Source organism: Amycolatopsis sp. NPDC051903, from assembly GCF_044452505.1.
In the GTDB taxonomy this organism is placed as follows: Bacteria; Actinomycetota; Actinomycetes; order Mycobacteriales; family Pseudonocardiaceae; genus Amycolatopsis.
Map to the genome: position 1 here is coordinate 35648 of NZ_JBITBT010000010.1, position 14316 is coordinate 49963.

A 14316-nucleotide genomic window follows, 5' to 3' on the forward strand; every position below is an offset into this window, starting at 1 on the left:
TGTTGCCGTCAAAGAACTTTCAGTAGCGCCGGGGTTCAGTAGCGAAGAGTGCCCGCGAACGCGTCGAGCCGCTGCCCCAGCACGGCTTCGGCGGTCGTGATGCCCGAGCGCGCGGCCTTGTCGATCCCGATGCCGCGGGCGCGGGTGGTGTCGCCGGTCAGCCACAGGCCCTCGACGCCGCGGACCTCGGCGTCGGGCCGGACCGGGCCGACGAGCCCCGGTTTGGTGATCACGCCGTAGCTGGTGACGACGTGCGGTTTCGTCCACAGTGCACCGCGGGCCGCGGGCATCATCTCTTCGATGTCTTCCCACAGCTCGGCGAACTTCCGGTCGAGCCAGGGCCGGTCGCCGTAGTGCCGCGTCGCGTCGAACGACGCCCCGACGCACGTGAGGTACTCCCCTTCGGGCGAGACGCCGGAGTCGTAGCCGGTGAAGTTGAGGGTGAACCCGGGCAAGCCGCAGCGGGGCGTGGACAGGAACGACGCCATCTCCCGCTCGGTCATCGCGATCACGGGTTCCTCGGCGGCGATCCAGTAGCCGATCCAGCAGGCGCGGTTGCGGTTGTCGGCCAGCAGCCGGATCCGCGCTCGCAAGTCCCAGGGCAGCGCGTCGTCGGCGAAGAGCCGGGGCAGGTCCCACACCGGCGCGGACACGACCACTTGCGGCGCCTCGATCTCCTCGCCGTCGCGCAGGGTCACGCCGTGCACGGCGCCGGCCCGGACGTCGACCCGGCGCACGGGGGCGGACGTCCGCAGCTGCCCGCCCTTGGCTTCGAACGCCGCGACCAGGTTGTGCCACAACGCGTCCCACCCGCCCATCGGCCAGAACGAGTAGCCGGCGGTGCGGCGCGTCGAGTAGTGCAGCTTGCGCGTGTAGAGGTTCTCCGAGGCCGAGTGTTCCCACGGGCGCAGCGTGATCTGCTCCAGCACGGAGATGGCTTCCCACACCGTGTAGACGCCCTCGTCGGAGGTGTACTGCGCCATCCACTCCCGCAGTGACGCGTGGTTCCAGTTCTCGAGCTCGTCGTAGGACGTGTAGTTCAATGCCTGGATGCAGCGCTTGAGACCCTGTTTCGCGCTGCCCGCGTACTGCTCCTGGATCGGCGCCCAGCCCCGGCCGTTGGTCCAGAACGGCATCGAGTCGCTGCGCTCGGAGTGCACGAGGTCGAGCCCCATCAGCGCGCACACGCGGGTCAGCGAGTCGCCCGGGTCCTCGACGAGGTGGCTGCCGAGGCCGAGCTGGTGCCCGCGGTACCGGTATTCGCGCGCCCGGCCGCCCAGGTACGCGTGCTTTTCCAGCAGCAGCACGCGTTTTCCCCGTTCGGCCAGCAGGGACGCCGTGACCAGGCCGGACACGCCGGCGCCGAGCACGATCACGTCGTAGGACAAGGAACCTCCTCCTCGGGCACGTCGGTGCTCACCGGGCGACCACGTCCGCGACCGCCCGCAGCGGCCCGTCGAGCAGCTCGAGCACGGTCCCATCCGGATCGCGCAGGTACACCACCCGCACCGGGCCCCACTGCTGCGGTTCGTCCCACAGCCGCTGCCCGCCGGCCGCCTCGGCGCGGGCCAGCGCGGCGTCGACGTCGGGGACCTGGATCCCGAGGTGCGGCAACCGGGCGGCCGGCTCCGGCTCGGCGCACCACGGGGGTACGGGGTCGCCGAACTCGAACAGCTCGACCCCGCTGCCGTCGGGGAACCCGAGCAGGGCGACCCGCACCGGGCCGGCGCCGCGCGCGTTCATCGCGAGCCGGGCGGCGCCGGGGGCGAGCGTGAACTCCCCGGCGAGCGGCTCGGCCCCGAGTTCGCGGTAGAAGGCCACGGCCTTCTCCAATGCCGCCACGCGCACGCCGAGGTGGTGCAGTCCCGCCGTCACACCGACCGGCCGCGATCCGCCCAGTACTCCCGGCGCAGGTCGCGCTTGAGGATCTTCCCGGTGGGCGCCTTGGGCAGCGCGTCGACGAACTCGACCGACCGCGGCTTCTGGTAGGAGGCCAGGTGCTGCTTGGCCGTCGCGATGATGTCGGCTTCCGTGGCCGTCGTGTCGGGTTTGAGCACCACGAAGGCCTTGACCGCCTCGCCCCACTCGTCGTCGGGCACGCCGATCACCGCGCACTCGAGCACCGACGGGTGCTTGTTCACCGCTTCCTCGACCTGGATCGAGTAGATGTTCTCGCCGCCGGAGATGATCATGTCCTTGGCGCGGTCGACGATGAACACGTACGACTCGGCGTCCCACGTGGCGATGTCGCCGGTCCACATCCAGCCGTCGCGGATGGTGTCGGCGGTGAGGTCGGGCCGGTTGAGGTACCCCAGCATGTTGGCCTCGGACCGCACGATGATCTGGCCCGCGGTCTTGCCGTCCTTCGGCACTTCCCGGCCGTCCGGGTCCACGACCCGGACCTGGGTGACGAACCCTTCGCGCCCGCAGGACATCAGCCGTTCCGGGTGGATCCCGCGCACGGCGTCGAGGTGGTCCTCCTGGGACAGGAAGCACATCGTCGTGCCCTCGGTCTGCCCGTAACCCTGGATCAGCGTGCAGGGGAAGTGGTCCAGCGCGGCCTTGACCACCGACGAAGGCATGGGGCCGCCACCGTACTGGATGTTGCGCAGCGCCGAGAGGTCGTAGGTGGAGAAGCCGGGCACGGCCATCATCCAGTTGAGCATCGTCGTGATGCCGAGGAACGCCGAGACGCGCTCCTCCTGGATCAGCTCGAGCGCGGTGCGCGCGTCGAAGTTCATCAGCACCAGCGGGCAGCCGTGGCGGTGGTAGTTCATCGAGAGCACGACCGGGATGTGGTACATCTGCCCGGTCAGCATGTAGACGTCGGTCGCGACGATGCGCTCGGCGACGGTCTGGTTGAGCATCCCGAACGACACGCTCGTGTGGCTGTGCAGCGCGCCCTTCGACTCCCCGGTCGTGCCGCCGGTGTAGAGGATGAAGAACGGGTCGGCGTCACCGACCGAGGCTGACTGCTCCGGCTCGTCGGTGCTGCTGCGCGCCAGCAGGTCTTCGTACGTCCCGTCGCCGGAAGCCCCGAACTGCAGCCAGTTCGGCACGTCCACCGCGGACTGCAGCTCCTTGGCGGTGTCCAGCCACTCGTCGGAGGTGATCACCGCCTTCGGGGCCGCGTCGGCGACGATCCGGGTGAGCTCACCCGCGCCGAGCCGCCAGTTCAGCGGCTGGGTGACGAGCCCGGCCCGCCCGGCGGCGTAGTACAGCTCTTGGTACTCGATGGAGTTCTTCGCCAGGATCGCGACCCGGTCGCCTTTCGCCAGGCCGAGCCCGCCCCTGCCCGCGAGCCCGTTGGCGAGCCTGCGCACGCGCTCGTCGAGGGTTCTCCAGTCCATCCGCCGCCCGCTCGGGGCGTCGACGATCGCGTCCCGGGTGGGCGTGAGCGCGGCCCACTTCTCCGGGATCCGTCCGATGTTGACCATGGGTGTCCTCTGGTAGGTGCCGGTGCGGGGATCAGTAGGGCAGGTCGAGGTAGATGTGCCGGGTGGCGATCAGCCAGGACTCCCCGCGCTTGACCAGCTCGTCGCGGTACCAGCCGCTGGAGAGGACCTGCACGGCGCCGTTCTCGATCGAGAGCAGGGTGAGGTTCGCGGTCGTCGACGCGCTTTCCGGTGTTTCCTTGGTGATCACCAGGTTCGAGAGGTTGTGCCGGCGCTGGTCGGTCTGCGCGGCCAGCGAATCCGCGTGCAGCTTGCGGATCGCCTCCCGTCCTTCGAACGGGCCGATGGTGTCGCCCTCGCGGCCGATCTGCATCGTCATCGTGGCGGTTTCGGTGAACTGTTCGGCGATCAGGTCGACGTCGTTCTCGTCGTAGCCCCAGGAAGCCTTGCCCAGGACGTTTTCGATCTCCGCGCGTGCGGTCATGACGGTGTCTCCTCAGGCGGGCGTGAAGGTCAGTGGCAGCGAAGCGGGGGCGCGGGTGAACACGCCGTGCTCCGGCGGCGCATCGCCGTCGAAGCGGATGTCCTGCATGGCGTCGAGCAGCTGCGCGATGCCGGTGTCGAGTTCGGTCTTGGCGAGCATCGCGCCGACGCAGAAGTGGCGGCCCAGGCAGAACGCGGTGTGGTTGGCGCCGGCGGTGTAGGCGCGGCCGAGGTCGAGATCAGTGCGCAGCACGTTGAACGAGTCCGGATCGGCGTACTTGGCCGGATCCCGGTTCGCCGCGCCGATCAGGCAGGTCACGGTCTTGCCCGCTTCGACGACACCGCCCGAGAGCTCCACGTCTTCCGAGGGCTGGCGCATGATCATGTGCACCGGCGGCGAGAACCGCAGGGTTTCCGCGAACGCGGCCGCGATCAGCGAGTGGTCCGCCCGGACCGCGGCGAGCTGATCGGGGTTCGCGACGAGGTTGCGCATCAGGCTCGCGATGGCCTTGTCGGTGGTCTCGCCGCCGGCGGTCAGCAGCAGGCTGCAGAACGCCTTGATCTCCTCGTCGGTCATCCGCACGCCGTCGATCTCCGCCGAGCAGAGCGTGGACAGCAGGTCGTCGCCGGGGTTTTCGCGGCGCTCGCGGATGATCGGCAGCAGGTACTGCTCGAATTCTTCCTTGGTGCGGATGCCTTCGGCCATGACCTGTTCGTCACCGGACAGGTTGGACAGGAAGGCCATGATCGAGCTGTACCAGCGGTGGAAGTGCTCGTGGTCGGACTTGGGCAGGCCGAGCATGTCCACGATGACGTTGATCGGGAACCGCGTGGCGTACTGGTCGACGAGGTCGACCCGCCCGTCGCGGCGGAACTGCTCGATCAGCTCGCGCGAGTTCTGCTCGATGACGGGCAGGAACTTGGTCATCAGGTCCCGCCCGCGGAAGGCCGGGGCGACGAGGTTGCGGTGTGTCGAGTGCTCGCGCCCGTCCATCTGCAGGATGGTGCGCCCGTGCACGGGTTCGAGCTGCCAATCGTAGTTGCGGCTCGTGAACACCGGGTCCTTGAAGGCGCGCTCGACGTCGCAGTACCGGCTGATCACGTAGCTCTGCATGGCTTCGTGCCAGATGAGCGGGTGCTGCTCGCGCATCACGCGGTACGCGCGGTACGGGTCCGCAGCGAACTCCTCGGACAGGATGTCGGGTGGAGCGGTGGCGGCTACGGACATCGGCGTCCTCCATGACGTCGTCGTCATTGACTAACGGCCGTTTGGTAGCGGTGAGATTAGCACCACACCCGGACCCCAACAAGGGCCATCAACCAACCGTTTGACAGAAATACCCGCGCTTGCGATGCTCCGCGAAGGACTCGCGCAGGGAGGGCTCCAGTGCACGGAAACGGCAGCGGTGAGCAGCCGCGGTTCGCCGGAACGGGCGGTTCGTGATGGGGCGCGCGCTGGTCGTCGGCGGCACCGGACCGACCGGGCCGCCGATCGTCGAGGGGCTGCTGGCCCGCGGGCACGACGTGACGGTGTTCCACACCGGACGGCACGAAGTCGCGGAACTGCCGGACGTGCCGCACGTGCACGGCAGCCCGTTCGAGGCCGGCGACATCACGCGCGCCGTCGGCGACGGCGGGTGGGACGTGGTCGTGGCGACCTACGGCCGGGTCCGGCTCATCGCCGAGCACGTGGCGCGCCGCTGCGCGCACCTGGTCGTGGTCGGCGGCGTGCCGGTCTACCAGGGTTACGTCAACCCCGGTTCGCGCTTCCCCTACGGCGTGCGGCTGCCGGTGCGCGAGGATTCGCATCCCCTCGTCGCGCCGGACGAGCCGCGCTTCGCGGGCTACAGCACCGGCCCGATCCGCCGCAGCGAGGACCAGGTGTTCACCTTGGGCGCCAACGGTTCCTTCGCGGCCACCTACCTGCGTTACCCCACGGTCTACGGACCGCGCAACCCCTACGCGTGGGAGTGGCACGTGGTGCGCCGCGTGCTCGACGGCCGGCCGTGGATGATCCTCGCCGACGGCGGCCACGGCGTGCACTCCCGCGCCGCCGCGCGCAACGCCGCGCAGGCGGTGCTGCTGGCGGTCGACCGGCCGGAAACCGCCGCCGGCAAGGCGTACAACGTCGCCGACGACGAGCTTCTCACCGTCCGCCAATGGGTTCAGCTGGTCGCCCGTGCGGCGGGCCGGGACCTGGAGCTCCGGTCGCTGCCGCGCGAGCTGCCCAGCCCCGGCCTGGCGGTGTCCGCGTTCGGCGGCCAGGAGTCACCGACGTCCATTGTGGACACCACCCGGCTGCGCGAGGACCTCGGGTACCGCGACGTGGTGACGGTGGCGGACGGGCTCGCGGAGACGGTGGAGTGGATGCTGGCGAACGAAAAGGCCCTCCGAGCGGCGGGTACGACCGACCCCTTCGCCTACGCCGCCGAAGACGCCCTCGTGGCCGCCTACGACCGGGCGCTGGCAAGCCTCGCGCCGCAAGCCGCCCCGTTCGACTCGGGCATCGGGCGCATGGACGTGGTGCAGACCGCCAAGGGACGGTGACTCACGACGCGAGCACCTGACGGCGGACGTCGCGGGTGTCGTACCACGTGGCGACCTTCGCGATCAGGCCGTCGCGCAGGTCGAACACGTCGAGGGCGGCGAAGCCGATCGGCCGGCCGTCGAGCAGGCGGCCCGTGAAATCGATCTCGGTCACGACGGACCCGGTGCCGGCGTCGTCGGCTTCGATCCACCGCGTCACGCGGTCTTCGTGCTCGGCGTAGCCCGCGAGCAGTTTCGCGAAGTGCGTGATCGCGGCTTCCCGGCCGACGACCGGGGCCGCGCCGACCGTGTGGATCTCCACGTCCGCGGTGAACACCTCGGTGAGCTCGGGGAACCGCTCGGCGTTGATCGCCGAGAAGTAGCCCTCGACCGTCGTCCGCGCGCGGGCGCTCACGACCCCACCAGCTCCTTCAGCTCGCGCATCGCCTGGAACGACCACTTCGCCAGCGACGGGTCGCCGAACGCGGTGATGTTCCACATGACGAGGTGGCGCAGCCCGGCCTCGCGGTACTCCGCCAATTCCTCGGCGACCTGCGCCGGGGTGCCGCAGAAGGCGTAGTGCCGCACGACCTTCGGCGGGATGGCGTCGATGATCCGCAGCGACTCCGCCCGGGACACGGTGGTGGGGATGAAGTCGTGGAACCCGGAGCCGTGCGGCCCGCCGGCCAGGGGCGGTTCGACGCCGAGTTCGCGGAAGACCTGCGCGGGCAGCAGCACGCACAGCGCCCGCACGAGCGGTGCCTCGGTGAGCCGGCGCACGGTTTCCTCGTCGGGGCCCATGAGCAGGTAGCCGAGCATGCCGGGCGTGAACGCGGCGGGATCGCGCCCGGCGTCCTGCGCGGCCTGGTGGATCGTGGTGAGCGATTTGGCGTAGCCGGCCGGCGTCATCTTGGTGGGCAGCCAGCCGTCGGCCTTGGCGCCGGTGAGCTCGAGCATCCGCGGACCGTGTGCGGCGGTCCAGATCTCGGGTGGTTTCCCTTGGTAGGGCTGCAATCCCAGGACGGCCCGCTCGAGGGTGTGGAACTTCCCGCGGTAGTCGACGGGGCCGTCGGCTTCCCACAGCAGCCGCATCACGTCGATGCCCTCGGACAGCTTCGCCACCGGCTTGTCGAACGACATCCCGTACGGGGTGACGTTGAGCTTCTCCCCCGAGCCCAGCCCGATGATCGCCCGGCCCTTCGTGACGTGGTCCAGCGTCAGCGCGCTCGCCGCGGCCATCGCCGGGTTGCGCCGGATCAGGTCGGTGACGACCACGCCGACCTTGATCCGCTCGGTGTGCGCCCCCACCACGCCCATCATGATCATCGGGTCGAAGTAGGTGTGCGGGTTCGGCTGCACCGCGGCCAGCGGCGTCAGGTCTTCGGTCCACATGGTGTCGGCGTGCCAGCCCATGAGGTGATCCGGCCACCAGACGGCGTCGAACCCCTCGGCTTCACTGCGCAGCGCGAACTTCGCCGCGGCGTCCGCCGGCGGCATGATCTGACCGGGAACACCGAGCTGCAGACGCTCCACTCAGTACCTCCATCCATCACCGAAGGTCGGGATCCGCGCGCCGAGGTAGTCCTCGACGCAGGTGAGAGCCGCGCGCGCCGCGCGGTCGGTGCCGATGCCGCGGCTGCGGAAGGTTTCGCTGGCGAACCACAGGCCTTCGACGTTCGGCGCCCGCCAGTGCGGCCGGTACTTGCCGACCAGCCCGGGCATCTGGATCACGCCGAAGCTCGGTTCGAACACCAGGTGGCGGCGGCGCCAGAGCGGTTTCGCGAACCCGGGCCACATCGTCTCGGCGTCTCGTTCGAACGCCTGCATCGTGGCCCGGCACCACTCGCGGTCGCGGCCCTTCTCCCCCGGGATGATCGCGCCCAGCACGTGCAGGTGCGTGCCCTCGGGCGAGCACGACGGGTCCATCGCGGACTGGTCGAACATGAACCCCGAGCAGTTCGTCGACGGGGTCGAGGTCCAGGTCGCGAGCTCACGCGGGTCGTAGCGGGTGACCGGCTCCTCCGTCGCGAGGTAGAGGCCGAGCCAGGCGATGCGGAACTTGTCCTGCGCCAGGAACTCGATCTGCGAGGCGTACCACTCCGGCAGCGCGCTGCGCAGCACCACGTCGAGCACGTGCCACACGGGCAGCGTGGAGATCACCGCCGGGGCCTCGAGGATCTCCTCTTCGAAGAACTCGTTGGGCAGCACCTTCGGTTCGCGGGCGACCGCGACCCCTTGGACCGCACCGTTTTCGATCAGTACCCGCTCGACCGAAGTGCCCAGGCGCAGTTCCCCGCCGTGCTCGGTGATGGCGTCGGCGAGGTCGCGCCACAGGCCGTCCCAGCCCTGCCCGGGCCAGCATGAGTAAGCGGCGGTGTTGCGCTCCTCGAAGTGCATCTTGCGGACGTAGAGGTTGTCGCTGGCGGAGTGGTCGTACCAGTTGTCCGTCATGCACTCGAGCACGGAGATGAACTCGAACAGGTCCACCACGCCCTGGTCGGAGGTGTGCTGGTGGAGCCACTCCCGCAATGACCGGTCGTCCCAGTCGTCGAGCTCCGAGTACGGCGTGTTGACGAGCGCCTTGATGACCTTCTTGAGCTCCGTGCGGTCGGTGTAGCGGTCGCGGATCGAGCCCCAGCCCTTGCCGTTCTCCCAGATCGGCATCTCGTTGCTGACCTCGCCGTGGATCAGCTCCTTGCCGACGTGCTCGAAGACCTTCGTGATGCCGGACCCGCCGTCTTCGATCAGGTGCCCGCCGAGGTTGACGGTGAACCCCTCGTCCGGCACGGCCATCGCACGCCCGCCCAGGTACGGGCTGCGGTCGAGGACCACGACCCGTTTGCCTTCCGTGGCGAGCAGCGCTCCCGCGCACAGGCCGGCGGCCCCGGCCCCGATCACCACCACGTCGTAGCTCGGCACGGCATCACCTTTCCTCGCCGCGGGGTTCAACGCGATGTCGCGGCCGACCGCGGATCGCCGGGTCTTCCCGCTTGTCCACCCTTGAGCACCCGCGCTAGTTTGTCAAACGGTCGGTAGATAGTGACCGCCCGCAGGCCGAACCCGCCTCGCCGCCCGAGGAGCCGCCGATGACGAGCAGAGCCACCGCCTCCGTCCGGTCCGTGGCCGCCACCACCCTCGGCGATCTGGTGCGCCGGCGCGCCCGCGAGCACCCCGGCCGCGAAGCGCTCGTCTTCCCGGCGGAGCGGGCCGGCTACGGCGCGCTGGCCGAGCGGGTCCGGGAATTCACCCGCGGCCTGCTCGGACTGGGTGTGCGCCCGGGCGACCGCGTCGGGATCCTGCTGCCCGCGTCGGTCGACCTCCTGGCGATGCTCGTGGCCGCGACCGAAACCGGCGCGATCGCCGTGCCGGTCAACGCGCGGTTCAAATCCGTCGAACTCGCGGGCATCGTGGCGCACTCCGGGATGCGGGTGCTGGTGACCGCTCCCCCGCAGGCCGGTGAGCCGGACTTCGTCGCCCTTCTGCGCAGTGCATTCCCGGACCTCGGCGGTCCTGTCCTGAGCGCCGCGCCCGAACTGGAACGCGTCGTGCACCTCGGCGGTCCGGGCGGGCCCGGCCTCGTCTCCGGTTCCGAGTTCACCGCGCTCGCCGCGGCGACCGACCCGGGTGCGGCCGACCGCGCCGCGGCGAGCGTGCGGGTTCGCGACACCGCGCTACTGGTCTATACCTCCGGGACGACGGCGGCGCCGAAGGGTGCGATGCTCAGCCACGAGGCGCTCACCCGGCTGGCCGACGGCATCGCCGGCGAACGCCTGCCGCTCACGGCCGAGGACCGGGTGTGGACGGCGATCCCGCTGTTCCACGGCGGCGGCATCACCTTCGCCCTCACCTGCCTCACGGCCGGCGCCACGTTCGTCCACCCCCGGTTCTTCGATCCCGCCACGACGCTCGACGTGCTGGTCCGCGAGCGCGTGACGGTCGCGCTCGCGGCGTTCGAGACGATCTGGCTGCCGGTGCTCGACCGGCCCGATTTCGCCGGGCACGACCTGAGCCGGCTGCGGATCGTGATGGTGGTGGGCGTGCCCGAACGGCTGCGCGCGATGGCCGCCCGGCTGCCGCACGCGGTGCACGTGTCCTGCGTGGCGATGACGGAGTCGGCCGCGTTCCTCACGCTCAACCGGCTGGACGACCCGCCGGACAAGCGAGCCGAAACCGGCGGGCACCCGATGCCCGGGATGCAGTGCCGGGTCGTCGATCCGGGCTCGGGCGCGGACCTGCCGCCCGGTGCGCAGGGTGAGCTGCTCTTCCGCGGCCCCAACGCGTTCGACGGCTACTTCCGCGATCCGGAGCTCACCGCCCGCGTCTTCGACGCCGAAGGCTGGTTCCACACCGGGGACGTGGTCGTCGCGGACGCCGAAGGACGGCTGACGTTCGTTTCGCGGCTGAAGGACATGCTCAAGGTGGGCGGGGAAAACGTCGCGGCGGCCGAGGTCGAGGGCCACCTGCTCACGCACCCCGCCGTCGCGATCGTGGCCGTCGTGGCGGCGCCCGACGCCCGGTACGTCGAGGTGCCCGCGGCGTTCGTCCAGCTCAAGCCCGGGCACGCCGTGAGCGAGCAGGAGCTGATCGACCACTGCGTCGGCCGGATCGCCTCCTACCGCGTACCCCGCTACGTCCGCTGGGTCACCGAGTGGCCGATGTCGGGCACGAAGATCAAGAAGGTCGAGCTGCGCGAGCGGATCGCCGACGAACTGGCGGCCGCGGGCATCACCGAGGCGCCGCGGATCAGCGCTCGCCCATGATCGGCCGTGTTCAGGAGGGTCCGCATGCCCGACACCATCCCGGATCTGCTCGACCGGTGTGCCGCCGAAGCCGGCGAGCGCGAAGTCGTGTTCCCCGACGGACGCCTGACCTACGCCGAGATCGCGGCCGGCGCGAAGCGCTTCGCCGGCGCCTTGTGGGCTCGCGGCGTCCGCCCGGGTGACCACGTCGGGTTGCTGACCCCCGGCCGGCTCGCCAGCGTGACGGCCTGGCTGGGCGTCGCCTGGCTCGGTGCGGTCACCGTCCCGCTGAACCCGCGGCTCAAGGCCGCGGAGCTCGCTTACCTCATCGAGAACGCCGATCTGCGGCTGCTGCTCGCCGACCCGTCGCTCGGGCCGGTTCTCGCGGACGCGCTGCCCGGGCTCGCCACCGCGGCTCCCGGACGGCTGACCCTCGGCGCGGCGCCGGTGCTGCGCGCGGTGATCGCACTGGACGACGGTCCGACACCCGCGGGCTGGCTTCCTGCGGCCACGTTGGCGACGAGCGCGGCCGACTTCGCGGACGTCGCGGCGGCCCGAGCCGGGGTGCGCGCGGGTGATCCCGCGTTGATCCTCTACACCTCGGGCACGACGGCCCGGCCGCACGGGTGCGTGCACGACAACGCTTCCCTGGTCACCGAAGGCGAAGCCGTCGCCGAGCGGCTCGGGCTCGGGCCGCGGGACCGGTTCTGGACCGCGCTGCCGATGTTCCACTGCGGCGGCTACGACGTCGCCCTCGCGGTGCTCGCCGCCGGGTGCGCCATGGTCCACACGGGAACGTTCGAACCGGGGGCCGCGTTGCGTCAGCTCGCCGAAGAGCGGTGCACGGTGGGGTTTCCCGCGTTCGAGACGATCTGGCTGCAGGTCCTCGACCACCCCGATTTCCCCGCCACCGACCTGTCGGCGCTGCGGCTCGTGCTCAACGTCGGCGCGCCGGAACGGTTGCGCGCCATGCAGGCCCGGGTCGAGCCGGCGGTCCAGATGTCGTCACTCGGCTCGACGGAATCCCTCGGCTTCTGCTGCGTCGGCTCGCCGGAGGACCCGGCTGACGTCCGCGCGACCACGAGCGGGAAAGTGCTGCGGCACATGCAGGTCCGGGTCGTCGACCCGGAAACCCGCGCGCCGGTGCCCGCCGGCACACGGGGCGAACTGCAGTACCGCGGCGCCTCCCGGATGGCGTACTACCACCGCGACCCCGGCCTCACCGCCGAACGGATCGACGCCGACGGCTGGTTCTCCACCGGCGACCTCGTCGTCGCCGACGCGGACGGCCGGCTCTCGTTCGTCTCCCGCCTCAAGGACATGCTGAAAGTCGGCGGCGAAAACGTCTCGGCGGCCGAAGTCGAAGGCTGCCTCGGCGAGCACCCCGCCTGCGGTGTCGTGCAGGTCGTCGGCACCCCCGACGCCCGGCTGGGCGAGGTGCCCGCCGCCTACGTCCAGCTCCGCCCCGGCGCGGCCGCCACCGAACGCGAGCTGATCGAACACTGCCTGGGCCGCATCGCGACCTTCAAGGTGCCCCGCTACGTGCGCTTCGTGACCGACTGGCCGATGTCCGGCACGAAGGTGCAGAAGTTCCGGCTGCGCGAGCGCATCGCCGCGGAGCTCCGCGCCGCGGGCATCACGGAAGCCCCGCGCCTCTCCTCCCACTCGACGACGGCTGCCACGTAGGGGCCTGCTGCGCGGGTCGGGTCCGGATGCCCGGCGTCACCGGTCCGGGGTGAACGCCTCGCGAGCCCAGGCGGCGAAGCTCGTCCACGCGATGTCCGGGTGCGTGGCGTGGAGGGCGGGGACGTCGACCCGGTAGCCGGGGTCGGTGAGGAACGTCCACATGGCGTGCATGTCCTCGTTGGTGATCGCCGCGAGCGGGACGGGGTTGTGCCGTACCTCGCGGCCGAGGACGTCGCTCAGGGTGGCCGCCATCTGGTGCGGCGTGACGGAGTCGCTGGCGAGTTCGATGCGGCGGCCGAGGTAGCGGTCGGGATCGAGCAGCGCGCCGGCGGCGAAGGCGCCGTGGTCGGGGCGGGCGAGTTGCTGCAGGGGGCGGTCGCCGGGCAGGGGGAGGTCGAGGAAGCCGGCGAGGATGCGGTCGGTGCCGCCGCGGGCGTTGTCGTAGAAGTACGTCGGGCCGAGGATCGTGAAGGGTACGCCCGACGCGCGCACGTCGGCCTCGACGACGGCCTTGCTGTCGAAGTGCGGCACGTCCGAGTGGTCCAGCGCGCCGGCCACGGAGCTGAACACGAGGTGCGGCACCACGGCCTCCCGCGCGGCAGCGAGGATCGAGCGGCCCTGCGCGATCTCCGCGGCCGGGCCGGATTCGAACGGCGTGGTCAGCGCGAAAACCCCCGCGACGCCGCGCATCGCGTCGGCCAGCGGGCCCGGGTCCTCCAACACGCCGGTGACGACCTCCACGCCCCGCCCGGCGAGCTCCTGCGCGGCCGGACGCGCGGCGTCCCGCACCAGCGCCCGCACAGCGGCGCCGCGGGCCAGCAGCGCCTCGGCGACGGCGCGGCCCTGCCCGCCGGTCGCGGTCAGCACCAGCACGGGTCGTTCGGGCATCACGAACCTCGCTCCCCTGAGGACGGACGGCTGTCGATTACTTTACCGGCGAACGGTTCCGCGCGGGCCCGAGCCAAGCCGGAGCCGGCCGCACGGCCCGGGCCCTCGCCCTTGGCTCGCGCCGCCACGGCCTCCCGCCCCGTGGGCCGCCTCGCCCGGCCGAGCTGCCCGCGCCTAGAGCCGGCCGGAACCGCCCACCCCATTGCTCGCACTGCGGCACCCCTTCCTCCGTGGTGCTCCGCGAGCTCGCCGCGCCCAGCCACCTTGCCCACGCGACCCGTCTGGCCTCGCCGGAAAAGCACCACCGACCGGGCTTCTCCGTTTTGTGCCAACCCGTCCGGGTGAACCGAATCGCGAAATCCCTGCTCACACCGGCCGGGACACGCATGTCCGGGTTTCACCCGATGTCGTGGTTTCTCAGGCTTTGATCACCGGATTGACGGTTGGTCTGAATGGCGCAACCATTTCGCGCATGTCCGACCCAGTCGCCCTCGTGTGGCGCCGGCACGTGGACCTGCGGCAGCAGGCCAGCGCGCTGTGTCCGGAAGCCTGAGCCTTACCCGCTAGGCGCCGAGCCAGGCCGGCGCACTTCACCACAC

The 14316-nt window shown here is 71.0% G+C and carries 12 protein-coding genes; 3 read left to right on the forward strand and 9 right to left on the reverse strand.

The window, feature by feature from the left end:
- Positions 1 to 35: 35 nt before the first annotated feature.
- The 5 genes from ACIA77_RS22440 to ACIA77_RS22460 are packed head-to-tail and all read right to left on the reverse strand — an operon-like array spanning position 36 to position 5106.
- Positions 36 to 1388 carry a phytoene desaturase family protein gene (locus ACIA77_RS22440; protein ID WP_395887872.1) on the reverse strand — a complete coding sequence of 451 codons (1353 nt, stop codon included), beginning with the start codon at positions 1386 to 1388 and terminating at the stop codon, positions 36 to 38.
- Positions 1389 to 1416: 28 nt separating this feature from the next.
- The gene (locus ACIA77_RS22445; RefSeq protein ID WP_395887873.1) at positions 1417 to 1875 is read right to left on the reverse strand and encodes a VOC family protein; all 459 of its coding nucleotides are present in this window, start codon (positions 1873 to 1875) and stop codon (positions 1417 to 1419) included.
- Positions 1872 to 3437 (reverse strand): class I adenylate-forming enzyme family protein, encoded by a 1566-nt coding sequence (locus tag ACIA77_RS22450; RefSeq protein WP_395887875.1) that lies wholly within the window; start codon positions 3435 to 3437, stop codon positions 1872 to 1874. The genes ACIA77_RS22445 and ACIA77_RS22450 overlap by 4 nt, the downstream gene beginning before the upstream one ends.
- Before the next feature lie 31 nt (positions 3438 to 3468).
- Positions 3469 to 3879, reverse strand: a complete 411-nt coding sequence (locus tag ACIA77_RS22455) for a nuclear transport factor 2 family protein (protein ID WP_395887876.1) — start codon at positions 3877 to 3879, stop codon at positions 3469 to 3471.
- 12 nt (positions 3880 to 3891) lie between these two features.
- On the reverse strand, positions 3892 to 5106 hold the full coding sequence (locus tag ACIA77_RS22460; RefSeq protein WP_395887877.1) for a cytochrome P450: 1215 nt from the start codon (positions 5104 to 5106) through the stop codon (positions 3892 to 3894).
- 215 nt (positions 5107 to 5321) lie between these two features.
- On the opposite strand from ACIA77_RS22460, the gene ACIA77_RS22465 reads away from it, so the two are divergent.
- The gene (locus ACIA77_RS22465; RefSeq protein WP_395887878.1) at positions 5322 to 6425 is read left to right on the forward strand and encodes a hypothetical protein; all 1104 of its coding nucleotides are present in this window, start codon (positions 5322 to 5324) and stop codon (positions 6423 to 6425) included.
- A 1-nt stretch (position 6426) separates the two neighbouring features.
- Here ACIA77_RS22465 and ACIA77_RS22470 read toward each other — a convergent pair whose 3' ends face one another.
- Genes ACIA77_RS22470 through ACIA77_RS22480 form a run of 3 tightly spaced genes read right to left on the reverse strand, consistent with a single transcriptional unit; the run spans position 6427 to position 9323 of the window.
- Positions 6427 to 6819 carry a nuclear transport factor 2 family protein gene (locus ACIA77_RS22470; protein ID WP_395887879.1) on the reverse strand — a complete coding sequence of 131 codons (393 nt, stop codon included), beginning with the start codon at positions 6817 to 6819 and terminating at the stop codon, positions 6427 to 6429.
- Complete coding sequence (locus tag ACIA77_RS22475; RefSeq protein WP_395887880.1) at positions 6816 to 7937, reverse strand: LLM class flavin-dependent oxidoreductase; 1122 nt, start codon at positions 7935 to 7937, stop codon at positions 6816 to 6818. Before ACIA77_RS22475 ends, ACIA77_RS22470 begins: the two co-directional genes overlap by 4 nt.
- Positions 7938 to 9323 (reverse strand): phytoene desaturase family protein, encoded by a 1386-nt coding sequence (locus ACIA77_RS22480; RefSeq protein ID WP_395887881.1) that lies wholly within the window; start codon positions 9321 to 9323, stop codon positions 7938 to 7940.
- Between the two features lie 167 nt (positions 9324 to 9490).
- On the opposite strand from ACIA77_RS22480, the gene ACIA77_RS22485 reads away from it, so the two are divergent.
- Both ACIA77_RS22485 and ACIA77_RS22490 read left to right on the forward strand, forming a co-directional pair.
- Complete coding sequence (locus ACIA77_RS22485; RefSeq protein ID WP_395887882.1) at positions 9491 to 11164, forward strand: class I adenylate-forming enzyme family protein; 1674 nt, start codon at positions 9491 to 9493, stop codon at positions 11162 to 11164.
- 24 nt (positions 11165 to 11188) lie between these two features.
- Positions 11189 to 12829: a class I adenylate-forming enzyme family protein gene (locus ACIA77_RS22490; protein WP_395887883.1), complete on the forward strand. Its 1641-nt coding sequence runs from the start codon at positions 11189 to 11191 to the stop codon at positions 12827 to 12829.
- Positions 12830 to 12865: 36 nt separating this feature from the next.
- Here ACIA77_RS22490 and ACIA77_RS22495 read toward each other — a convergent pair whose 3' ends face one another.
- Complete coding sequence (locus ACIA77_RS22495; protein ID WP_395887884.1) at positions 12866 to 13717, reverse strand: NmrA/HSCARG family protein; 852 nt, start codon at positions 13715 to 13717, stop codon at positions 12866 to 12868.
- Between the last annotated feature and the right edge of the window lie 599 nt (positions 13718 to 14316).

Excerpts from the sequence above, each read along its gene's own strand:
- ACIA77_RS22450 (WP_395887875.1), bottom strand. The coding sequence starts at position 3,437 with ATGGTCAACATCGGACGGATCCCGGAGAAGTGGGCCGCGCTCACGCCC.
- ACIA77_RS22455 (WP_395887876.1), bottom strand. The coding sequence starts at position 3,879 with ATGACCGCACGCGCGGAGATCGAAAACGTCCTGGGCAAGGCTTCCTGG.
- ACIA77_RS22460 (WP_395887877.1), bottom strand. The coding sequence starts at position 5,106 with ATGTCCGTAGCCGCCACCGCTCCACCCGACATCCTGTCCGAGGAGTTC.
- ACIA77_RS22465 (WP_395887878.1), top strand. The coding sequence starts at position 5,322 with ATGGGGCGCGCGCTGGTCGTCGGCGGCACCGGACCGACCGGGCCGCCG.
- ACIA77_RS22485 (WP_395887882.1), top strand. The coding sequence starts at position 9,491 with ATGACGAGCAGAGCCACCGCCTCCGTCCGGTCCGTGGCCGCCACCACC.
- ACIA77_RS22490 (WP_395887883.1), top strand. The coding sequence starts at position 11,189 with ATGCCCGACACCATCCCGGATCTGCTCGACCGGTGTGCCGCCGAAGCC.
- ACIA77_RS22495 (WP_395887884.1), bottom strand. The coding sequence starts at position 13,717 with ATGCCCGAACGACCCGTGCTGGTGCTGACCGCGACCGGCGGGCAGGGC.